Genomic DNA, 22,820 nt, shown 5'->3' on the forward strand with positions numbered 1-22,820 from the left:
CACCCGCGACTTTGCGCCGACGCAGGTGCTTGCCACCTGCATCGGCGAATCATTGCTGGCCCGCGCAATGCCGGCGACCGAGCCAGCGGTCCAACCCCAGCAGCACCAGCGATACCAGGACGAACGTCGCCAGCAGTCCCAGGGCATTGAGCACCGCCCGGGGGTAACCCAGCCGATCCACGGCAATGAAGGGATAGGGATACAACCCAAGCAAGTGCCCACGCCATAACAGGTAGGCGAAGTACAAAGTCGGGTAGAGAGTCCACCAAGCCACATGGCGCACGCGCAACTGGCCCTTGGGTACGCAACACCACCAATAGGCCAGGAACAGCAGCGGCATCACATCGTGCAGCAACTCGTCCGCCAGCCATTGCCACCCCAGGGGATGCCACAGGTGCCGCAGCAACAGGTTGTAGGCCAGGCCCACCAATACGATGCTGGCGGCTACCGCACCACTGACCCAGGGTTGGAGCATGAAGGCCTGCCCGCGGGAAACACGCAGGTTCAGGGCGCAGGTCAGCACACTGGCCACCAGGGTATTGCTCAGCACGGTGAAGAAACTGAAGAAGTTCACCAGGCCGCCCAACAAGCTGGCTCCGGCGTCCCAGCGCAGCAGCAGGATCAGGTACAGCTGTACCGTCAGGCCAAACCAGCCAAGGAATGCCGCCACCGCGATCAGGCCACGCCGGCCGGGCGACTCCAGCTGCGATCCGGGCCTCATGCCGTACCTCAGAGCGGGCGCTTGGTGCGTTGCAACTTCACGTAGAGCCGTTCGACCTTTTCCCGGGCCCAAGGCGTCTTGCGCAGGAATGTCAGGCTCGACTTGATGCTCGGATCAGCCTTGAAGCAGCGGATATCGATGCGCTGCGCCAGCCCCGACCATTCGTAGTGCTCAACCAGGGCCTTGAGGATCTGTTCCAGGGTCACGCCATGCAGCGGGTCGGTGTGGGTAACGGTCATGCCAGGCCTTCGAGCGCAGAAAGAAAAGAAGCCGCGCACCTTAGCCGAGGGCCCGCGCCCACGCCAGTGCGCTGAATTAACTGTAGATACCGTCTTGCCCGTTACCGGGCAAGCGCCAATTTCGGGTCATAAGGATGACCCGACTTGAGCACGCCAAATACGATGTGCAGCATCTTGCGCATCACCGCACAGACGATCTGTTTGCCCGCTTTACCCTTGGCGCGCAGCCGCTCTTTCATCGCCATGAGGGGCTCACTCATGTTCATGGCGGTGATGCTGGGTAGGTACAACGCTCGGCGGATACGCCCCGAACCAGCCTTGCTGATCAGCGTGCGGCCCTTGAATTTGCCGGATTCGGCCAACTGCGGATTCAACCCCGCAAACGAGACTACGGCCCGGGCGCTACGAAACTCCTTGAGATCGCCCAGTTCGGCCAGGATCACTGACGCGGTCTTCTCGCCGATACCGTCGATGCTCAACAGCAGATCCCGTTTGCCCCGCAAGTCGGGATCATCGTCGACATGCTGCTTGATCATCTGGCGGGTCTGGACGATGTCTTTTTCGATGTGGCTGATGTGCGACTGGATCGATTCCTGAACCACCGTATCCGCCACTTCCTGGCGATTACGTTCCATCTGCAGCATCTCCTGCAGGTCGTCCAGGCGTCGCAGCAGGACCCGTAGCCGGCGGATCGCCACAGGCTCCGGCGCCCAGGGCGTCAAGGGTGACTCGTGCTTGGCCTGGGCAAAGGCGGCCAGCAACTTGGCGTCCACCTTGTCGGTCTTGTAGTTGATTCCTTCGCTTTTCTTGAAGTAATGGACCCGGGCTGGGTTGACCACGATGACTTCGTAACCCTGGTGGTACAGGTGCTCTGCCAGGGCTTCGTGATAAACGCTGGTGGCTTCCATGACGACCCTGGCGTCGGGCTGCGCATGCAACTTGAGCCACTGGTCGAGCTGGGCGAAGCCCTCGGCATTGTTGGGAATCTTGCCGCGTGTGCGGTACTTGCCGTTGGGCAGAGGCGTGGCGACATCGAATGTGTTCTTGGCGATATCGATCCCGATGACGTTAGACATATTCTCTTCCTCGTATGCGCGGGTTGAGGATCATCCATCACTCGGTCTCAGCCTTGTTGATGCGAGCTACCGTGCGATGCAGGGCTCAGGATACCGTTCGGACTTAGCGAGTGAGGTTGAAGAGGAGGAGCTCAATCTACAGTGCAGGCTCAAGGCCTTAGCCGCTGCCCGGCTTCATTCCTCTTCCTCGATGATCAGTCGAGAACTATCGCGTGTGTAGACGCGATAGTCGAGATACAAGCCGCTGCCGAGGCGCTGCCAAGGTCCGCCCCCTTAGCGATCGACCCGCTCTCCCTTGCTCCAGCGGCCTCTGCACGCCCGGTCGCAGCCTGCGGCAGCGGCTACAGCGAGACTTCTGCCCCCCGCCCCAGGCCGGTTTTTGCAAGCCGATGAAAAGTTCCCGGCTTTTACAAATAAATGAGATGTTATATTGTATCAACACAAGACAATTCTCTCGCACACCGGGCCGCCCCGTGCCCCGCCTGTTTTTCGACCCTATGCGCGCCGCGCAAAGCTTGCCAAGGAACGACCGATGTCCCTTTCAGCCCACCACCCTTCTCGCTCGCTACTGTGGCGCCTGTCGCCGCTGTCCGCTGCCTTGCTGATCGCCACCCAGGCCCACGCCGTGGAGCTGCCACAGCAGGTCATCACCGCCAATCCCCTGGGTAGTACCGAACTGGCCGCCCCCACCACGGTGGTCGAAGGCGACTCGCTGACCCTGGCGCAGAAGGGCAGCCTCGGCGAAACCCTGAACAACCAACCTGGTGTGTCTTCGTCCTACTTCGGCCCCGGCGCCAGCCGCCCGGTGATCCGCGGCCTGGACGGCGATCGCATCCGCATCCTGCGCAACGGCGTCGGTGCCCTGGACGCCTCGTCGCTGTCCTATGACCACGCCGTGCCTCTGGACCCGGTCAACGTTGAGCGCATCGAGATCGTCCGTGGCCCGGCAGCCCTGCTCTATGGCGGCAACGCCATCGGCGGGGTGATCAACAGCTTCGATAACCGCATCCCCACCGAAGCCATCGAGGGCATCCACGGTACCGGCGAGTTGCGCTACGGCGGTGCCGACACCACCCGCAGCAGCGCCGGCAAGCTGGAAGCCGGCAACGGCACCTTCGCCCTGCACCTGGACGCCAACTCACGGCAGTTCAACGATCTGAAGATCCCGGGTTACGCCCGTAGCCGCCATGCTCCGGAAAGCGAAGACGGCAACGGCAAGAAAGGCCGCCTGGGCAACAGCGACGGCCGCCAGGACGGTGGTGCCATCGGTGGGTCCTACACCTGGGACGACGGCTACGCCGGCCTGTCCTACAGCAACTACGACTCCAACTACGGCTCCCCCGCCGAGCAGGACGTGCGCATCCGCATGAAGCAGGACCACTACGCCTTCGCTTCGGAACTGCGCAACCTGCAAGGCCCCTTCAGTTCGCTGAAGTTCAATGCCGGCTATACCGACTACGAACACCGCGAGATCGAAGGCGGCGAAACCGGCACCACCTTCAAGAACAAGGGTTATGAAGCCCGGGTCGAGGCCCGGCACCTGCCCATCGGCCCGCTCGAAGGGGTGGTCGGGGCCCAGTTCAATCGCAACGAATTCTCGGCCCTGGGCGAGGAAGCCTTCGTCCCGAAAACCGATACCAACAGCGGCGCGCTGTTCATCCTCGAAGAGCTGCAAGCCACGGACCGCCTGAAGCTCAGCCTTGGTGGACGCCTGGAACACACGGTCGTGGACCCGGATGGCAAGGGCAACGAACGCTTCGCCCAGGCCGACAAGTCCAGCAGCTTCACCGCCGGCAGCCTGTCCTCGGGCGCGGTCTACACCCTGACTCCGGTCTGGTCCCTGGCCGCCACCCTGGGCTACACCGAACGTGCGCCGACCTTCTACGAGCTGTATGCCAACGGCGCCCACGTCGCCACCGGCACCTACGAAGTGGGCAATGCCAAGCTGTCCAAGGAAAAGGCCGTCTCCAGCGACCTGGCCCTGCGTTTCGACAACGGCGTGCATAAAGGCAGCGTCGGGGTGTTCTACAGCCACTTCTCCAACTACATCGGCCTATTGGGCACGGGGCGTACCCTCAACGATGAAGGCGAAGAAGATCTGTCAGGTCATCCGGAATATACCTACAGCGGAGTACGAGCCCGCTTCACCGGGATCGAAGCCCAGGATCGCTGGACCCTGGGGGAAAACGCTTACGGCAAGTTCGCCCTGGAGCTGTCCGGCGACTACACCCGGGCCAAGAACCTGGACAATGGCCAGGACCTGCCGCGCATCGCCCCCCTGCGCCTGAACAGCGGCCTGCTTTGGGAACTGGACCGCTGGCAGGCCCGGCTGGACGTGCAACACGCCGCCAGCCAAGGCCGGGTACCGGACAACGAGAGCGGCACCGATGGCTACACCACCCTGGGAGCCAGCGCCGGGTACCGCTTCGACATCGGCAGCAGCCAGTGGCTGGCCTTCGTCAAGGGCGAGAACCTGACCAACCAGACCGTGCGCTACGCCAGCTCGATCCTGCGGGATATCGCACCCGCGGCCGGGCGCAGTGTGGAAGTGGGCTTGCGCACTACCTTCTAAGTCCAGGCCAGCCAGCGACCTGCCCGCGGCTCAGCGATAACGCCGCGGGTCGGTGCCGATCAGGCTGGCCAGCTGGGTCAGGGCAAAGCGCAGTTCGTCGCGGGTGGTGGGCGACATCAACACCACCCGCACGTGACGGCAGTTGGCATCGCGCTCCACCTGGAACTGCGTGCCGCTCATCACCAGCACGCCATTGGCCCGGGCCAGGGTGGCGAATTCATCGGCGGTCCAGGGCTGCGGCAAGGTCAACCACAGGTGGTAGCTGTGGGGCTGGGTCCGGAACTCGAAACCGGCGAACACTTCCCGGGCAATCGCCTGGCGCGCCGCCGCCTCGCTGCGCTGGGTCTCTACCAGCTTGCGGTCCAGCCCCTCGACCAGCACATTGCTGGCCAGTTGCGCGGTCAGCGGCGAGGGCATCCACACGCTGCTGCGGACCATCGCGCTCAAGCGCGACAGCAGCTTGGGCGGGCTGTACAAGTAGCCGACCCGCAGGGCCGGCATGATCGCCTTGGACAGGCTGGTGAGGTACACCGAACGCTCCGGCGCATAGGCCGAGAGCGGCTTGATCTGCGGATCGGTGGCGAGAAAACCGTAGATATCATCGTCGACCAGCAAAAAATCGAACTCTTCGGCCAGTGCCGCGATCTGGGCCCGGCGCCCCGGCGACATGATCGCCGTGGTGGGGTTCTGGCAACTGGCGACACACACCAGCAACGCCGGCTTCTCCCGCAGGCACTGCTCGCGCAGGGCTTCGGGCAGTATTCCCTCCTCATCCATGGCCACGCCCTGCAAGCGTCGCTCCAGGCCATGGGCTACCGAGAGGATGCCCGGGTATGCCAGGGACTCGCAGAGCACCAGGTCACCGGCATTGCTCAAGGCGCTGATGGCAACCATCAGCCCGTGCTGGGCGCCGGAGGTGATCACCACTTGCTGCCACTGGGCCTCGGGCAGCGAATGCCGCAGCCACTGCGCCCCGGCCTCGCGGTGGGCGGGATGGCCGCCGTCGGGAGCGTAGTCCAGGGCCCGGCCGAAATCGCTGCTGCGGGCCATGTCCACCAGGGCGCCGCGCAACCAGTACTCCAGGGTTTCGCTGTAGGGCTTGATCAGCGACAGGTCCAGGGCCTCGGACTGGCCCAGGGACAACGACGGCCCGGCTGCACCTTCCACCAGCGCCAACGGCGCGCGCCCCAGCACATAGGTGCCACGCCCCACCTCGCCCTGCACCAGGCCGCGGCGCTGGGCTTCGCCGTAGGCCCGATTGATGGTGCCGGGAGTAACGTTCAGCGTCACCGCCAGCTCGCGCAGGGTCGGCAGGCGCTCACCATCCTTGAGCAGGCCACTGCCGATATCCCGCTGCAGCGCATCGGCGATGGACAGGTAGACCGGCTGGTTGAAGTCGCTTAACTGGGGAACCCACATGGAGGCTGGTGACCATCGGCTGCATTGAAATGCGGCGCAGCATAGCACAGGGCCGCCGCCCACCCGTATATCGACTCAATCGGCAAATTGATTCAATTACCAGGTTCGATCCCTTCCAAATGAATTTTCATCAAAAGTATTCTCAATCAATAAAAACGTTAATAAACAATTATTTATAAGAAAAAATCTACAGCCATTCTCTTCATCAAAGCATTGATTGCATCAAGACAATTGAATCGATTCAATTTTCTGAAATACACTGAAACACGCTTATATCGATCGACTCAATCATCCACCACCCGCCAGTCGAGATGCCATGCACAACCTCAGCAAGGACCTGTCCCTCTCCGCCGTGGTCGCCGGCTTGATCGCCGTGATCATTTCCTACGCCGGCCCCCTGATCATCGTGTTCCAGGCCGCCCGCGAAGCCCATATGCCCGACGACCAGGTGTCCTCCTGGATCTGGGCCATATCCATCGGTAGCGGCCTGACCGGCCTGCTGCTCAGTTGGCGCCTGAAGGTGCCGGTGATCACCGCCTGGTCCACCCCCGGTGCCGCGCTGCTGGTCTCGATGCTACCGACGGTGTCGCTGCCCCAGGCCATTGGCGCCTACATCGTCGCCGCGCTGATCATCGCCGTGCTCGGCCTCAGCGGTGCCTTCGACAAGCTCATGGCGCGCCTACCCAAGGCCATCGCCGCCGCGATGCTGGCGGGCATCCTGTTCCGCTTCGGCGCAGGCCTGTTCACCTCGCTCAGCCTGCAACCGGTACTGGTGCTGGCGATGCTCGCCACCTACCTGCTGGGCAAGCGCTGGTCGCCGCGCTACGCCATCCCCGCCGTGTTGCTGGTGGGCTGCTGCGTGGCCGCAGCCCTGGGCGAATTCAACCTGGGGGCCATCACCCTGGCCGTGGCCGAGCCGATCTTCATCGCCCCGCAGTGGGACTGGCAGGCCATCGTCAATATCGGCCTGCCCCTGGCCCTGGTCACCCTGACCGGACAGTACGTACCCGGCATGGCGGTCATGCGCAGCGCAGGCTACGCCACCCCGGCCCGCTCGATCGTGTCCTGGACCGCCATCACCTCGGCGCTGCTGGCCCCCTTCGGCGCCCACGGCATCAACCTGGCGGCTATCACCGCAGCGATTTGCACCGGCCGCGAAGCCCATGAAGAACCCAACAAGCGCTACATCGCCGGAATCGCCTGCGGCTTGTTCTACCTGCTCATGGGCGTGTTCGGCGCCACCCTGGCCTCGGTCTTCGCCGCCCTGCCCAGGGAGTTGATCGCCGCCCTGGCCGGACTCGCCCTGTTCGGCGCCATCAGCAGCGGTTTGAGCGGTGCCATGGCCGACGACCAGCAGCGTGAAGCAGCGCTGATCACCTTCCTGGTCACCGCCTCGGGCATGAGCTTCCTGGGCCTGGCCGCGGCCTTCTGGGGCTTGATTTTCGGCTTGGTGGCGTACTTCGTCCTGGGCCATACCCGACGCACGCCCGCCCTGGCGCAGGCGACCCCATCACGCTGAGGAGTAAAGCCCGAACGACTGTTACCGATTCCGAAACGGTTCATGTCGATAAAAGCGCTTTCTCTTGCCGAGAGGGCGCTTTATTCTTCGCACCCGAAGCTGAAACGCTTCATCTTTCCTTTTGAAAACAGCGGCCTGGCGCCTCGACCGACAGCGGTCCAGGTCTCGTGCCCTGCCCTTGTTTCGCCTATTCCTAGAAAAAGACCTTATCCGAATGCCTATGCCTCTTTCTCAGCGCGCAAAAGACAGCGCTGTCCTGACGCCAGTCGCCCTCCTCGGCGCCCTGGGTTTTGCCGCTTGCGCCCAAGCCACGCCGGCCTTCGACAGCGACTCGCCCTGGATGCTCGGCGACTGGAACGGCAGCCGCAAGGAACTGGCCGATAAGGGCTACGACTTCAAGATCGACTACGTCGGCGAGATGGGCGCCAACCTGCGCGGCGGTTATGACCACGATCGCACCGCACGCTACAGCGACCAGTTCGCCTTCGGCAGCCACCTGGACCTGCAAAAGATCCTTGGCTGGCACGATGCCGAGTTCCAGCTGACCGTGACCAAGCGCAACGGCGACAACATCAGCAACGACCGGATCAACGACCCGCGGGTCGGCGGCTTCACCTCGGCCCAGGAAGTCTGGGGTCGCGGCCAGACCTGGCGCCTGACCCAGATGTGGTACCAGCAGAAGTTCTTCGACCAGAAGCTGGACATCAAGGCCGGTCGCTTCGGCCAGGGCGAAGACTTCAACAGCTTCCCCTGCGACTTCCAGAACCTGGCGTTCTGCGGCTCGCAAGTGGGCAACTGGGCTGGCAGCGTCTGGTACAACTGGCCAGTCAGCCAGTGGGCCCTGCGCATCAAGTACCACCTGTCCCCCGAGCTCTATGCCCAGGTTGGCGCCTATGAGCAAAACCCTTCGAACCTGGACCGCGACAACGGCTTCAAGCTCAGCGGCAGCGGCACCCAGGGCACCCTGCTGCCGGTGGAGCTGGTCTGGACTCCACGGCTCAATGGCCTGCCCGGGGAATACCGCGCCGGCTATTACTACAGCAGCGCCAAGGCCACCGACGTCTATAAAGATCGCAATGGCCAGCCCGCCGCGCTGACCGGTGAGGCCTACCGCAGCAGTTCGAGCAAGCATGGCCTGTGGCTGGGCGTGCAACAGCAGGTCACCAGCCTGGCCAGCGACCAGTCCCGGGGCCTGAGCCTGTTCGCCAACGTCACCGCCCATGACAAGAAGACCAACGCCATCGACAACTACGTCCAGGCGGGGCTGGTCTACAAGGGGCCATTCGATGCCCGGGCCAAGGACGATATCGGCTTCGCCCTGGCTCGGGTCCACGTCAACCCGGCCTACCGCAAGAACGCCCAGGCCAGCAACCAGGCCCGCGCGCTGTACGACTACGACACCCCAGGCTACCTGCCGCCCCAGGACACCGAGTACAGCGCCGAGCTGTACTACGGCGTACACCTGGCCAACTGGCTGACGGTACGTCCCAACCTGCAGTACATCCGCCATCCAGGAGGCGTGAGCCAAGTGGATGATGCATTGATTGGCGGCATCAAGATCCAGAGTTCGTTCTGAGGCCCGCCGGCAAAAAAAAGCCTTCGGCAAACACTTTCCAGCTGAACCAAGCCCGCGCCTGAACGTCATCTACAGTGAACATGCGCGGGTACATTCTTAACGTCACGGAGAACCACACTATGAGCACAGAGGGCGCTTCGAGCCCGAGCCGCTTGCCACCAAGGCTGCTCGGGATCTTGCTGCTGCTAATGGGCCTGGCCTTACTGGCCGGGGGGATCAAGCTGAGCATGCTCGGCGGCTCGCTGTACTACGTCCTGGCCGGTATCGGCCTGACGCTGACCGGCCTGCTGTTGCTGGCCGGAAAACGCGCGGCACTGGGCCTGTACGCTCTGGTGCTGTTCGCCAGTACCATCTGGTCGCTGTGGGAAATCGGCCTGGACTGGTGGCAACTGGTACCGCGCCTGTCGTTGTGGTTCGCCCTGGGCGTGGTCCTGCTGCTGCCCTGGTTCCGTCGCCCACTGCTGCGCGATGGCCCGGCACCGATGGGCACTGCGGCCCTGAGCGTGGCCGTGGTCCTGGCTGGTGGCGCCGCCATCGGCAGCCAGTTCACCAACCCGGGGGAAATCTCCGGCGACCTGGGCCGCGACAGCGCGGACATGGCCAGCACCGCACCGGCCATACCGGATGGCGACTGGCAGGCCTACGGCCGTACCGAATTCGGTGATCGTTACTCGCCGCTCAAGCAGATCACTCCGGCCAACATCGGCAAGCTGCAGGAAGCCTGGCGCATCCGCACCGGCGACATGCCGACCGCCAAGGACCCGGTGGAGATCACCAACCAGAACACCCCGCTGAAGGTCAACGGCAAGCTCTATGCCTGCACCGCCCACAGCAAGGTGCTGGCACTGGACCCGGATACCGGCAAGGAAATCTGGCGCTTCGACCCACAGATCCAAGGCCCCAATGGTGACGACTTCCGTGGCTGGGCCCACATGACCTGCCGTGGCGTGTCGTACTACGACGAAGCCAACTACCAGAACTCCGACGCCATCAGCCGTCCGGCGACCCTGTCCCCTGCCGGCCAGGCCATCGCCACCAGCTGCCCACGCCGCCTGTTCCTGCCGACCGCCGATGCGCGCCTGATCGCCATCAACGCCGACACCGGCAAGGTCTGCGAAGACTTCGGCAACAAGGGTGCCGTGGACCTCAAGGCCGGTATCGGCTCGTTCACTCCCGGTGGCTACTACTCCACCTCGCCGGCGGCCATTACCCGCAACCTGGTGATCATCGGCGGTCACGTGACCGATAACGAATCGACCAACGAGCCGTCCGGGGTGATCCGCGCCTTCGACGTGCATGACGGCCACCTGGTCTGGAACTGGGACTCGGGCAACCCCGACGAAACCACGCCGCTGCCTGAAGGCAAGACCTACACCCGCAACTCGCCGAACATGTGGTCCCTGGCCAGCGTCGACGAGAAACTGGGCCTGGTCTACCTGCCACTGGGCAACCAGATGCCCGACCAATGGGGCGGCAACCGCACCGCAGGTGCCGAGAAATTCAGCGCCGGCACCGTGGCCCTGGATATCGACACCGGCAAGCTGCGCTGGAACTACCAGTTCACCCACCACGACCTGTGGGACATGGACGTAGGCAGCCAGCCAACCCTGCTGGACATGAAGACTGCGGATGGCATCAAGCCGGCGCTGATCCAACCGACCAAGCAAGGCAGCCTGTATGTGCTGGACCGTCGCGACGGTACCCCGATCGTGCCGATCCGCGAGATCCCAGCCCCGACCGGAGCCGTGGAAGGCGACCACACCGCACCGACCCAGGCCCGTTCGGACCTGAACCTGCTGAACCCGCCTCTGGACGAAAAAGCCATGTGGGGCGCCACTCCATTCGACCAGATGCTGTGCCGCATCCAGTTCAAGGAGCTGCGCTACGACGGCCAGTACACCCCACCATCGGTGCAGGGCAGCCTGATCTATCCGGGTAACGTCGGCGTGTTCAACTGGGGCAGCGTATCGCTGGATCCGGTACGCCAGCTGCTGTTCACCAGCCCGAACTACATGGCCTTCGTGTCCAAGCTGGTACCGCGCGCCGAAGTGGCCGCCGACAGCAAGCGCGAAAGCGAGACCTCGGGCGTGCAACCCAACACCGGCGCTCCCTATGCGGTGATCATGCATCCGTTCATGTCGCCGCTCGGCGTGCCCTGCCAGGCGCCGGCCTGGGGCTACGTCGCCGGTATCGACCTGACCACCAACAAGGTGGTGTGGAAGCACAAGAACGGCACCAGCCGTGACAGCTCGCCGATCCCGATCGGCCTGCCGATGGGCGTGCCGAGCATGGGCGGCTCCATGGTCACCGCCGGTGGCGTGGGCTTCCTCAGCGGTACCCTGGACCAGTACATCCGCGGTTATGACGTGAAGAACGGCAAGGAACTGTGGAAGTCCCGCCTGCCGGCCGGCGGCCAGGCCACGCCGATGAGCTACACCGGCCAGGACGGCAAGCAGTACGTGCTGGTGGTCGTGGGTGGCCACGGCTCCCTGGGCACCAAGATGGGCGACTACATCATTGCCTACAAACTGTCGGAATAAGCCCTGACAGTAACTGAAAAGGCGGCTACCTACGGGTAGCCGCCTTTTTTGTGCCCGCCCTCACATGCCTTCGTGTAACGGCTGCCGCAGAGTCAGAGCTGCTTCGCGTAGCCGCTCGCGGCTGCGTAGGGCCGCAGACCCAGGAAGCCCCTACGGGCCTTGGCGCAGCCTCGCAGGCTCGGCAGCGGCTACAGCCATGGGTGTTGAAAAGTCCTACAGCTCACAGAGAACAGCATCACCTTGTTCCCTGCGGCCGCCTGCCTTTAAGGTCGGCAGAATCACCGGGCAGGCCCCAGGCAATGGACGACGACACCGCACACTCCTCAAGGCGCTTCATGCCCCTCACTGGCAACGACTACGACATCCCCGCCCTGCTGGTGGATACCCAGGCTCCGCTGGATGCCCTGCACGAAGCGGCCATCCACCGTATCCGTGCCGCGACCCAACTGCTGGAAAGCATTGCCAGCCAGGACCATCTCGGTGGCAATCCGCAATTACTCCAGGACTTCGCCCAACTGTGCATCATTCCCTTGCGTGATGGCTGCGACCTGCTGGATGTGCTGGGCCGCCGCCTGCAGGAACAACTGGCCGAATGACCCTACCAACTCGGGTAATTGCAAAGGGACATTAGCCCATCTGTGCTAATCGACCCTCCCCGACCCCGGCGCTATAGTTGCGGCCAACCACCTCGTTCCCACCAACACTGCCATCCTGCGGTGCGGGGGACGGCTGCGCCGTGGAAAGAAACTACAACACCAAGGAAGCGTCATCATGAAACTCCATTCCAACATCCGCTCCATCACCCTGCTCAGCGGACTGGTGCTGGCCCTCGCCGGTTGCGCCGTTGCCAAGCCCAGCAACGACGACCTGAGAAACCGTGCCCAACTCACCATTGGCAAGAACGTGACCAGCGTCTCGAACGTGCGCAACGACAATACCCAGACCTACTTCACCGCCAACACCAGCGCCGGTGGCTACAACTGCGTACTGCCCTCCGGCGGCATGATTGCCTTTGCCAGCATGGGTGGCCTGGTTTCGATGCCCGCCGAGTGCAACAAGGAATAAAGCGGCCACCCCGGAAACTCGCGACGAGCCCCGACACAGGGCTATGCCGCGCGAACGCACGACTCCCTGCAAAGGTCCCGCCGTCATGACATCCCGCCTAATCATGGTCACCGGTACGGTGCTGCTCGCCTGTGCCCTGAGCGCCTGCGCCCCGCGCCAGGGACGAACCCTGGACGAATACCCATCGGTGAAGATCCCCACCGTGCAATACCCCGACGTCCCCTTCGACACCCAGGCCGCACGCGCGGCCCTGCAACCGGGCACGGCCACCCTCACTGGCAAGTTCTGCATCGTCGGCAACGACGGCATCGAGGACAGCCGCGACGTCAAGATCTATCTCTACCCGGTCACCCCGCACCTGCAGGCCTGGCACAAGTTGCGCGCGTCCCAACCCGAAGGCGCACCGGTGAGCATGGTCCCCGAGGCCGTGGCCGTGCACCGGGTAACCCGGACCAACGACGACGGCATCTTCCAGTTCACCGGCCTGCAACCGGGCCGGTACTTCGTCCAGGGCCAGGACATGGTGTACGGCACCAGCCGCTGGAACGAGTACGTGGGCACTGGCCAGAGCAACACCAACTATGGGCCGGTGACCACTCACTACTACACCGAGCGCAGCTCGATCTCTTCGTACTCGGGCATGCTGGATGACTTCGTCGAACTCGCCAGTGGCGAGAACAAGAAGCTGACCATGACCAACTACCCCCTGCTCATCCCGTGCCGGACCTGGTAGCGGCTCCTGCCACCGCGCTCTTTTGAGGGGACGCCATCGGCGTCTCGCGCAGGGCGCGCAAGGTGGCGCGCAGTTCCACCGGCCGCACTGGCTTGGACAGGATGGCGATGTTGCGATCATGCAGCGCGGCGTGGATCTTCTCGATATCGTGGCCGGTGATGATCAGCGCCGGCACTTCCCAGCCCCGCTGATGGCGGATGTTGTCGATGCACTCGATGCCCGAGAGCCGGGTGCCCAGGTCATAGTCGGCGACGATGATGTCGCAATCGGTCACCAGGTCCTCGGCCGACGCCTCGGCCTGGACCACACACCCCCAACGCTCCAATAGCGCCGAGGTCGCCAGCAGCACGTTGCGGTCATCTTCCACCAGGCAAACCCGCAACCCGCTCAGCAGGCCGTTCTGCAGCGCCTCGTCAGGGCGGCGCAATTGCTGCGGCGCGGCCGGTTGCAGGCCCGACAGGGTCACGCTGGTGCCGTGGTCGACCCGCGAGCGCAAGCGTACCTCCAGGTCCACCAGTTGCCCCAGGCGCTTGACGATGGACAACCCCAGGCCCACGCCCTCGACATCCTTGTCGCGCAATTGGCGGACCCGGTAGAACTCTTCGAAGATCCGCGGCAGGTGCTCTTCGGCGATACCGCGCCCACGGTCATGGATCTCGATGGCCAGGCCCTGGCCACGGCGGCGCACACCAATCAGCACGGGCCCCTGCGGTGCGTACTTGAAGCAATTGGACAAGACGTTCTGCACCATGGTGGCCAGCAGCCCTGGGTCGATGCGCACCCAATGGTTGCAGGGCCGAAGCCGCAGCTCGACCCCGGCCCAGCGCGCCGCTTCGGCGTTCTGGCGTACCAGGTCGCGCAGCAACTGCCCCAGGTGCACGGTTTCGTACTTGGGCTGCACGCGCCCGTTGTCCAGGGTGTAGAGGTCGAGGATCGAGCGGAACAACTGCGACACGTTGAGCAGCGAACGGTCGATGTTGTCCACCAGCCGCCGCTCCTCCTGGCCCAGGTCGGCCTCGCGCAGGCAGGCGGTGAACAGGCCGATGGAGTGGATCGGCTGGCGCAGGTCATGGCTGGCCTGGGCCAAAAAACGCGATTTTTCCAGGTTGGCGGCAATGGCTTGCTCGGAGGCCAGCCGGGTGCGCTTGAGCAGGATATGGGCATAGACCGGGATCACCGTACTGGTGACCATCAGCATCAGCACCATGTAGGGCTGGCTTTGCCAGTACGGGGTCAGCAGGTAGACCATGAACAGCGCGAACAACGCCAGTACCGTGGCGATGGCCAGGTAGCGCGAGCCGAAACGCATGCCGTTGCCCAGGTTGACCCAGACCATCACCGCATAGATGGGCAGCGCGCCCTCGCCGCCCATCACCAGGCCGAAGCAGGTGCCGGTGTAGTCATAGACCATCCCAAAAACCCGCCGGATCGGGTAATGGCCGGGCCAGCGGGCAATGGCCAGGCGCAGGCCGATGGAAACCAGGGTGAAGACGATGATGTAGATGATCACCGGCAAGTAGATGTAGAAATCCTGCCCCGGCAGGCAACTGGTCACGGTGACATAGACCAGCGCGCAACTGGCCACGATGATGCGTAGCGTGGCCTGGTCGAGTTCGCTGTCCTTCTCTGCTTTCATCCAATCACCTCCTTGTGCAATCCGCCGGTTTGCGTGGTCCTACCTGAAGACATGGGGTACCGGACACGACCAGTGGGCAGGTACAGTGCCGGACCGCCAAGGTAGCATGCCCCCAGGACTGTATGTTTCAAGGAGTTTCAAGACATGACATGCCGGATCATCGTCGCTGACGACCACCCACTGTTCCGCGAGGGGATGCGCAGTACCATCCAACGCCTGCTACCCGAAGCCGTGCTCGAAGAAGCCGGTGACCTGGCAGCGGTACTCGCCCTCGCCCAGACCGGCGAGGAGCCGGATTCATTGATCCTCGACCTGCGTTTTCCCGGGCTGACCTCGATCGGCATGATCACCGATTTGCGCCTGCAACTGCCCCGGACCTCGATCATCGTGGTGTCGATGATCGACAATCAGGACCTGATCAGCGAAGTGATGGCCGCGGGAGCCGACGGATTCATCGGCAAGAACATCTGCCCGGAGGAAATCGCCCAGGCGATCCTGGATATCCGCCAGGGGGAAGTCGTGGTCAAGTACGCCCCCGCAGGCCTGCTGCTGCCCCTGGATGTCTGCTCCGAGATCAGCTCGCTGACCACTCGCCAACAGGAGGTGCTACGCCTGATTGCCCAGGGCAAGACCAACAAGGAGATCGCTCGCGAGCTGGATATCTCGCCGTTCACCGTGCGTATCCATGTCTCGTCCCTGTTGCACACCCTGAAAGTGCCATCCCGGGCCGCGGCGGCAGTGAAGTTCGCCGGAAACTGGTAGCCCCGCCGGGGAGCATTGCCCATGGCATCCGCTACTCACTCTCCACACCGCAACCCGCTCCACAGGAACCGCACATGAATCGCGATGTACCCCAGGATCCGTTCGAACAGTTGCAATACTGGATCGGCGACTCGCAAGCCAGCAACTGGAACGAATACATCACCGAACAGGTAGGCAGGGGCGTGCTACGGGTCTTTACTCCTGAACAATGGCAGCGACTGGAGGCCATTCTCCTGTCCCAGCCCGAATACTGGCAGCAACGCTGTACTGTCTCCCTGGGTGAACTGCGCAGCCCGGTGGCCATCGACTTGCTCAAGCGCCTGCTGGCTGATTCGACCTACCTGGATGTACGAATCCTGGCGATCTATGAACTGGACTGGGCGGAAACAACGATCGAGCGCCGCTATGCACCCTGCATCCAGCAAGTCATGGACGGCCTCGCCGAAGACCAGATCGAGCCCGAACTGCACAGGCTGCTGGCCAAGGCTCAAGCCGCAACCTGCTGACCCCCGGTCGCGAGCTTCCCGGATCGACCATCGCCCTCAGCCCGGGACCCTGGATTTGAGCAGCCAGTGCTCGAAAGCCTCGGTCGACAAGGGGCGACTGATCAGGTAGCCCTGCACCGTATCGCACCCCCAGCTTTCCAGCAGTTTCAGGCAGTGTTCGAACTCCACGCCTTCGGCCACGACCTTGAGCCCCAGCTTGTGGCTCATTTCGATGGTCGAACGCACGATCACCGCATCGCCGCTGGTTTCGTCCAGGTTGCGAATGAACGACTGGTCGATCTTCAGCTCCTGTACCGGCAAGCGTTGCAATTGCGCCAGGGACGAATAGCCGGTGCCGAAATCATCCACCGACAAGCTGATACCGCAACCACGCAAGCGCTGGAGCACCGCCAACGCCTGCTCCGGATGGCGCATGATGGTGCTCTCGGTAATCTCGAACACCAATTGCTCGGCCGCGACCTGGTGGCGCTCCAGGCACTGGCTGACCCGGTCCTCCAGGCCATCGTCCTCCAGGTCCCTGGCAGAAATGTTCAATGACAGGCGTACCGGCAAGGCCCGGCGATTCCACTGCGCCAACTGCTGGATACAAGCCTCGATCACCCAGGAGGTCAGGCTGTGCATGCTGCCGGTGCGCTCGGCCAGGGGGATGAACTCGGCCGGCGATACCACGCCAAACACGGGGTGCTGCCAGCGCAACAGGGCCTCGGCCTGGTGCAGGTAGTCCCGGCGCAGGTCCAGCTTGGGCTGGTAGTGCAGAAACAGCTCGCCCTCGGCCGCGGCACGGCGTAAATCGCGAATCAGGCTGATCTGCCGTTGGTGGGCCAGGTCGCGATCCTGTTGATAGACCTGCAAGTAGCCAGGCTTTAGCGAAGCATCATGCCGGGCGATGGCCGCGCGGCTGATCAGTTCCTCGGCCGATTGACCGTCGGCCGGATACACCGCCACGCCTACGCAGATCTGCAGGCGAACCTCATCGCCCTGGATCAACTGCGGCCGGCTCAGCAGGGCATGCAGCCGGTCGGCCATGGCAATGGCGCCGTTGAGCTCGGTGTTCTCCAGCAACAGGAGAAACTCGCTGGAGGTAATACGCGCAGCGGTATCCCCCTGGGACAGCACCTCCCGCAGCCGCCAGCTGAGCTCGCCCATCATCTGCTCCAGGCCTTCGGTCCCGAAGCCCTCGTTGATCGCCCGGTAGTTATCCACCCCCAGGTACAGCAACACCACGTTTCGCCGTTCGGCAATGGCCTTGCTCAGGCGCTCGATGGCCAGCGCCCGGTTGGGCAAGCCGGTCTGGGGGTCATGCAGGGCGTTGTGGGCCAACTGTCGCTCGCGGGTAGCGATCGCACTCTGCATGGCGTTGAAGGCATCGGTGAGCACTCCGAACTCGTCGCTGCGCTTGATCGCCACCGGTGCCTGGTAGTTGCCCGCGCCAATGCGCCGGGCAGCCAGGGCCAGGTCCTCCAGGGGCCGGGCCACCCAACGCGCCATCAGCAATGCGCCGACCAGGGACCCCGCCAGCGCCACCACGGCAATCCACAAGAACTCCTTGTCCAACGGGGCGAAGGCCTCCAGGGCCTGCTCCATGGGGCTTTGCAGCAGGGCCATGACCCGCGGGTCGTCTTCACCGCCAGTGTTGGCCAGTTGCAGCGCCTGGTTGAGAAAGCGCTGACCATGGATTTCACTCAGTTGCGGCAGCGGCTGCCACAACGAGTCACGCAGGATGTTGATGATCGCCGACCACAAGGACTCCGGCTGGGTACTGAACAACTCTCCGGCGTTCTGCCCATCGACCGCCAGGAACGACACCTCCAGGTTGCTCATCGAGCGCAGTTCCAGAGCGAAGTTTTCATCCATGGGAAACCCCATCACCACCCGGGCGATCGGCAGCGACTCCAGCACCTCGCCTTGCACCAGGAGATAGGGACGGCCCTGGATCGACACCAAGAGCATGTGGATGTCGTGCCGCAGGGCCCGGCGCAAGGCCTGGTCGTAGGGAAAGGGTTGGTCCCGGGAGATGGCCGGCAGCGTGCTGGCGACGACCTGGCCCTCGGGGCTGAGCACGAACATCTCGCTGGAACGGATACCACCGCGATGCCGGGCCAGGGCAGCGAGAATGTCCACGGGTTTGCCACTGACCACAGCACGGCGGAACTCCGAGTCCACCACCAGCCAATCGACACCGTATTGCAGGGTGCGGCCCCGCAGGTCCAGCAAGCGCTCGAAGACCCGGGTACCGGTCTTCAATTGCAGTTGTGCCTGTCGTTCCACCGCCTGGGTAGTCGCGGTCTTGACGGCAAAATACACCGCAGCGACCAGCACCAGCAGTAACAGCGCCAAGACCCCGACAATTCTTGCCTGGAAGGTTCGGCGCCACCTCATATCGCCACTCTCGACCGTTCCGCTTGCAAGCTCCCCCTTGAGCACGGCGTTACGGGCGACAGCCGTTGGGAGCGGAGAAATCCGTTCTTCATACCCATCCCTCTGAAGCGCTGGAGGCAAAAGTCAAAAAAATGGCATCTTTATTCCGTCGTTGCGGATACTCAGATTTATCTGCCGATCATAGAAGATCGCGCAGTATAACTGGTGATCTTGCAGTCATTTTATTGACAACCAATACCGGGAAAATGCTGCACCCTTGACGATGCCGGTTGTCCAGGCCGGCTGAAAAAGGCCAGGCCAAAGAACCGGGCAGCTGCGACCCTGTTCGCCGTGCCCCCATTGAAACCCGTCATGACCTGCCCCATCTAACCTGCATAGCCCATCGTGCAGGAGTCTCCATGAGCGACCAGCAAGAATTTCCCGAGGATCCACGCGACTACGTCGATCCGGAAGACACCGAACAGTCGGCCGCCCATGGCACCGGCCTGGCCCTGCCAGGGCAGGCCCTCCCGGACAAGGTCTACATCATCCCGATCCACAACCGGCCGTTCTTCCCGGCCCAGGTCTTGCCAGTCATCGTCAATGAAGAGCCCTGGGCCGAGACCCTGGAGCTGGTGAGCAAATCCGAACATCACTCCCTTGCCCTGTTCTTCATGGACACCCCCCAGGAAGATCCACGGCATTTCGACACTTCGGCACTGCCGGAGTACGGCACCCTGGTCAAGGTCCACCACGCCAGCCGCGAGAACGGCAAGCTGCAATTCGTCGCCCAGGGCCTGACCCGGGTGCGCGTGCGCACCTGGCTCAAGCACCATCGCCCGCCCTACCTGGTGGAAGTGGAGTACCCGCGCCAACCGGCCGAGCCCACCGACGAGGTCAAGGCCTACGGCATGGCCCTGATCAACGCGATCAAGGAGCTGCTGCCGCTCAACCCGCTGTACAGCGAAGAGCTGAAGAACTACCTCAATCGCTTCAGCCCCAACGACCCATCGCCCCTGACCGACTTCGCCGCCGCCCTGACCTCCGCCACCGGCAACGAGTTGCAGGAAGTACTCGACTGCGTGCCCATGCTCAAGCGCATGGAGAAAGTCCTGCCGATGCTGCGCAAGGAAGTGGAAGTCGCGCGCCTGCAGAAAGAGATTTCCGCCGAGGTCAACCGCAAGATCGGCGAGCACCAGCGCGAGTTCTTCCTCAAGGAACAGCTCAAGGTGATCCAGCAGGAACTGGGGCTGACCAAGGACGATCGCAGCGCCGACCTGGAACAGTTCGAGCAGCGCCTGCAGGGCAAGGTCCTGCCGCCCCAGGCACAGAAACGCATCACCGAGGAAATGAACAAGCTGTCGATCCTCGAGACCGGCTCGCCGGAATATGCGGTCACCCGCAACTACCTGGAGTGGGCCACCGCCGTGCCCTGGGGCATCTATGGCGAGGACAAGCTCGACCTCAAGCACGCGCGCAAGGTACTGGACCAGCACCACGCCGGCCTGGACGACATCAAGAACCGCATTCTCGAGTTCCTCGCCGTGGGTGCCTACAAGGGCGAGATCAGCGGCTCCATCGTGCTGTTGGTGGGCCCGCCCGGCGTCGGCAAGACCAGCGTCGGCAAATCCATCGCCGAATCCCTGGGCCGGCCGTTCTTCCGCTTCAGCGTTGGCGGCATGCGCGATGAGGCCGAGATCAAGGGCCACCGCCGCACCTACATCGGCGCCCAGCCGGGCAAGCTGGTGCAGGCCCTCAAGGAAGTGGAGGTGATGAACCCGGTGATCATGCTCGACGAGATCGACAAGATGGGCCAGAGCTACCAGGGCGACCCGGCTTCGGCACTGCTGGAGACCCTCGACCCGGAGCAGAACGTCGACTTCCTCGACCATTACCTGGACCTGCGCATGGACCTGTCCAAGGTCCTGTTCGTGTGCACCGCCAACACCCTGGACGCCATCCCCGGACCGCTGCTGGACCGCATGGAAGTGATTCGCCTGTCGGGCTACATCACCGAGGAAAAACTCGCCATCGCCAAGCGCCACCTGTGGCCCAAGCAATTGCACAAGGCCGGCGTCGCCAAGTCCAGCCTGAGCATCAGCGACAACGCCCTGCGCACGGTGATCGACGGCTACGCCCGCGAGGCCGGGGTGCGCCAGCTGGAGAAACAACTGGGCAAGCTGGTGCGCAAGGCCGTGGTGCGGCTGCTGGACGAACCCGAGGCGCGGATCAAGATCGGCCCCAAGGACCTGGAAGCCTCCCTGGGCATGCCGGTGTTCCGCAACGAGCAGGTGCTGAGCGGGGTCGGGGTCATCACCGGCCTGGCCTGGACCAGCATGGGCGGCGCCACCTTGCCCATCGAGGCCACGCGCATCCACACCCACAACCGCGGCTTCAAGCTCACCGGCCAGTTGGGCGATGTGATGAAGGAGTCGGCGGAGATCGCCTACAGCTACGTCAGCTCGCACCTGAAGCAGTTCGGCGGCGACAGCAAGTTCTTCGACGAAGCCTTCGTCCACCTGCACGTACCCGAGGGCGCCACGCCCAAGGACGGCCCCAGCGCCGGGGTGACCATGGCCAGCGCGTTGCTGTCCCTGGCACGTAACCAGCCGCCGAAGAAAGGCGTGGCCATGACCGGCGAGCTGACCCTCACCGGCCACGTGCTGCCCATTGGCGGGGTGCGCGAGAAGGTAATCGCCGCACGCCGGCAGAAGATCCACGAACTGATCCTGCCGGAGCCCAACCGCGGGCACTTCGAAGAGTTGCCGGACTACCTCAAGGAAGGCATCACCGTGCATTTCGCCAAACGCTTCTCTGACGTCGCCAAGGTGCTGTTCTAACCCGGGATCAGTAGGAGCCGGGCTTGCCCGCGATGGACACAATGCGTAGTACCTGGCGTACTGCGCCATCGTTCATCGCGAGCCAGCTTCGCTCCTGCAACGGCCTGCCACACATTGCTCCATCTTCAGTTATGCTCGCCGTTCGTCATGAACGATCGGAGCTTCCTGACCCATGCCCACCACTCGCTTGCTCGCCCTGCTCAGCTTTGCCCTGTTGGCCGCCTGCGCCAGCCAACCCAAGCAAAACGTCACCGTGGAGAAGCAGAGCGAATGCCCGCTGCAACTGCACGAGGGGCAGAACCTGACCGTCACTCTGCCGAGCAACCCCACCACGGGTTACCGCTGGGCGATCCAGGACTCGGCCGGCGGCATCCTGCGCAAGGTCAGCCCCGAGGTCTACAGCAATCCGGAAGACACCGGCCTGGTCGGCAGTGGCGGCTTCTCGACCTGGCGCTTCCAGGCCTTCGCCAAAGGCACGGGCCGCCTGCTGCTGACCTACCAGCAGCCTTGGGCACCGGAGGAAGCGCCGGTCAAGGCCTTCGACTGCTCGATCACGGTCAATTGACATGGGCTGGCTAATCCTTGCGCTGATGGGCGCCGCGACCTTCATCTACGGCACCGCTATACATGCCACCCTGCTGTGCCTGCTGGTCAAGCCCCTGCCGGTGCTGGCCCTGCTGGGCTGGCTGCATGATGCGCCGCCTGGCGACTACCGGCGCTGGATCATCATTGGCCTGCTGTTCTCGGTCCTGGGCGATATCCTGCTGGCCTGGCCCATGGACCTGTTCGTGTTCGGCCTGGGCGCCTTCCTGGTGGCCCACTTGGCTTACCTCAAGGCCTACCTCAGTGATTGCCGGCGCCCAGCGCTGCTGCCACTGCTGCTGGCGCTGGCCATCGGCGCGACCCTGTTGGGCATCCTGATTTCCCATGGCCTGGGTCCATTGCTGGTGCCGGTGATCGTCTATGCCCTGACCATCAGCGCCATGCTCTGGCGGGCCCTGGCACGGCTGGGCACAGCAGTACCCAAGCGTTCGGCGGCCCTGGCCGCACTCGGCGCCTTGAGCTTCGCCTTCTCCGATAGCCTGATCGGCCTGAGCCGCTTCGTCGGGGCCTTCGCCGCCGCGCCCTACCTGATCATCATTTTCTACTGGCTGGGCCAGTGGGGCATCGCCGCTTCGGCCTTCAGCCAGAAGCCGCGCTAGCCGCGCAGGGGCGACACCCGGTGTCGCCCCCGGTCCCCCAGGCCTTATCGCAACGG

Annotated in this window: 18 protein-coding genes; 12 read left to right on the forward strand and 6 right to left on the reverse strand. The window is 63.7% G+C overall.

Features of this window, described 5'->3' with window-relative positions; translation table 11 throughout:
• Positions 1-49 precede the first annotated feature (49 nt).
• From I9018_RS25920 to I9018_RS25930, 3 genes are all read right to left on the reverse strand, one after another.
• Positions 50-721, reverse strand: a complete 672-nt coding sequence (locus tag I9018_RS25920; RefSeq protein WP_068584877.1) for a Pr6Pr family membrane protein — start codon at positions 719-721, stop codon at positions 50-52.
• An 8-nt stretch (positions 722-729) separates the two neighbouring features.
• Entirely contained in the window at positions 730-960 is a 231-nt protein-coding gene (locus I9018_RS25925; RefSeq protein ID WP_068584870.1) for a VF530 family protein, read from the reverse strand.
• 101 nt (positions 961-1,061) lie between these two features.
• On the reverse strand, positions 1,062-2,036 hold the full coding sequence (locus I9018_RS25930; RefSeq protein ID WP_241106977.1) for a transposase: 975 nt from the start codon (positions 2,034-2,036) through the stop codon (positions 1,062-1,064).
• A gap of 532 nt (positions 2,037-2,568) precedes the next feature.
• On the opposite strand from I9018_RS25930, the gene I9018_RS25935 reads away from it, so the two are divergent.
• Entirely contained in the window at positions 2,569-4,608 is a 2,040-nt protein-coding gene (locus tag I9018_RS25935) for a TonB-dependent receptor (RefSeq protein WP_241107875.1), read from the forward strand.
• Positions 4,609-4,638: 30 nt separating this feature from the next.
• Here I9018_RS25935 and I9018_RS25940 read toward each other — a convergent pair whose 3' ends face one another.
• The gene (locus I9018_RS25940; RefSeq protein ID WP_241107876.1) at positions 4,639-6,027 is read right to left on the reverse strand and encodes a PLP-dependent aminotransferase family protein; all 1,389 of its coding nucleotides are present in this window, start codon (positions 6,025-6,027) and stop codon (positions 4,639-4,641) included.
• A 316-nt stretch (positions 6,028-6,343) separates the two neighbouring features.
• Between I9018_RS25940 and I9018_RS25945 the strand changes: the two genes are divergently transcribed.
• The 6 genes from I9018_RS25945 to I9018_RS25970 all read left to right on the forward strand — a co-directional run bounded on the left by I9018_RS25945 (position 6,344) and on the right by I9018_RS25970 (position 13,460).
• Positions 6,344-7,546 carry a benzoate/H(+) symporter BenE family transporter gene (locus I9018_RS25945; protein ID WP_241107877.1) on the forward strand — a complete coding sequence of 401 codons (1,203 nt, stop codon included), beginning with the start codon at positions 6,344-6,346 and terminating at the stop codon, positions 7,544-7,546.
• A gap of 220 nt (positions 7,547-7,766) precedes the next feature.
• Positions 7,767-9,122 carry a carbohydrate porin gene (locus I9018_RS25950; RefSeq protein WP_241110200.1) on the forward strand — a complete coding sequence of 452 codons (1,356 nt, stop codon included), beginning with the start codon at positions 7,767-7,769 and terminating at the stop codon, positions 9,120-9,122.
• 119 nt (positions 9,123-9,241) lie between these two features.
• The gene (locus I9018_RS25955; RefSeq protein ID WP_068584860.1) at positions 9,242-11,662 is read left to right on the forward strand and encodes a glucose/quinate/shikimate family membrane-bound PQQ-dependent dehydrogenase; all 2,421 of its coding nucleotides are present in this window, start codon (positions 9,242-9,244) and stop codon (positions 11,660-11,662) included.
• A gap of 299 nt (positions 11,663-11,961) precedes the next feature.
• Positions 11,962-12,258 carry a hypothetical protein gene (locus I9018_RS25960; protein ID WP_241107878.1) on the forward strand — a complete coding sequence of 99 codons (297 nt, stop codon included), beginning with the start codon at positions 11,962-11,964 and terminating at the stop codon, positions 12,256-12,258.
• A gap of 175 nt (positions 12,259-12,433) precedes the next feature.
• The gene (locus I9018_RS25965; RefSeq protein WP_068584854.1) at positions 12,434-12,727 is read left to right on the forward strand and encodes a hypothetical protein; all 294 of its coding nucleotides are present in this window, start codon (positions 12,434-12,436) and stop codon (positions 12,725-12,727) included.
• A gap of 85 nt (positions 12,728-12,812) precedes the next feature.
• A complete protein-coding gene (locus I9018_RS25970) occupies positions 12,813-13,460 on the forward strand; it encodes a carboxypeptidase-like regulatory domain-containing protein (RefSeq protein WP_241107879.1) in 648 nt (215 codons plus the stop codon).
• Here the strand turns inward: I9018_RS25970 and I9018_RS25975 are convergent.
• Positions 13,438-15,096, reverse strand: coding sequence for a hybrid sensor histidine kinase/response regulator (locus I9018_RS25975; RefSeq protein WP_241107880.1), 1,659 nt, complete (start codon positions 15,094-15,096; stop codon positions 13,438-13,440). The two genes, I9018_RS25970 and I9018_RS25975, sit on opposite strands and share 23 nt — an antisense overlap.
• A 144-nt stretch (positions 15,097-15,240) precedes the next feature.
• On the opposite strand from I9018_RS25975, the gene I9018_RS25980 reads away from it, so the two are divergent.
• Positions 15,241-15,858, forward strand: a complete 618-nt coding sequence (locus I9018_RS25980; RefSeq protein ID WP_241107881.1) for a response regulator transcription factor — start codon at positions 15,241-15,243, stop codon at positions 15,856-15,858.
• A gap of 74 nt (positions 15,859-15,932) precedes the next feature.
• Positions 15,933-16,364 (forward strand): HEAT repeat domain-containing protein, encoded by a 432-nt coding sequence (locus tag I9018_RS25985; RefSeq protein ID WP_241107882.1) that lies wholly within the window; start codon positions 15,933-15,935, stop codon positions 16,362-16,364.
• 36 nt (positions 16,365-16,400) lie between these two features.
• On the opposite strand, the gene I9018_RS25990 is transcribed toward I9018_RS25985, so the two are convergent.
• On the reverse strand, positions 16,401-18,743 hold the full coding sequence (locus tag I9018_RS25990; RefSeq protein WP_241107883.1) for a bifunctional diguanylate cyclase/phosphodiesterase: 2,343 nt from the start codon (positions 18,741-18,743) through the stop codon (positions 16,401-16,403).
• Between the two features lie 398 nt (positions 18,744-19,141).
• Between I9018_RS25990 and lon the strand changes: the two genes are divergently transcribed.
• The 3 genes from lon to I9018_RS26005 all read left to right on the forward strand — a co-directional run bounded on the left by lon (position 19,142) and on the right by I9018_RS26005 (position 22,764).
• Positions 19,142-21,562: an endopeptidase La gene (gene lon, locus I9018_RS25995; protein WP_241107884.1), complete on the forward strand. Its 2,421-nt coding sequence runs from the start codon at positions 19,142-19,144 to the stop codon at positions 21,560-21,562.
• A gap of 172 nt (positions 21,563-21,734) precedes the next feature.
• Positions 21,735-22,127: a protease inhibitor I42 family protein gene (locus I9018_RS26000; protein WP_068584831.1), complete on the forward strand. Its 393-nt coding sequence runs from the start codon at positions 21,735-21,737 to the stop codon at positions 22,125-22,127.
• Between the two features lies 1 nt (position 22,128).
• A complete protein-coding gene (locus tag I9018_RS26005; protein ID WP_068584828.1) occupies positions 22,129-22,764 on the forward strand; it encodes a lysoplasmalogenase in 636 nt (211 codons plus the stop codon).
• Positions 22,765-22,820 lie beyond the last annotated feature (56 nt).

The sequence above is a fragment of the Pseudomonas sp. MPFS genome, from assembly GCF_022537035.1.
GTDB classification, from domain to species: Bacteria; Pseudomonadota; Gammaproteobacteria; order Pseudomonadales; family Pseudomonadaceae; genus Aquipseudomonas; species Aquipseudomonas sessilinigenes.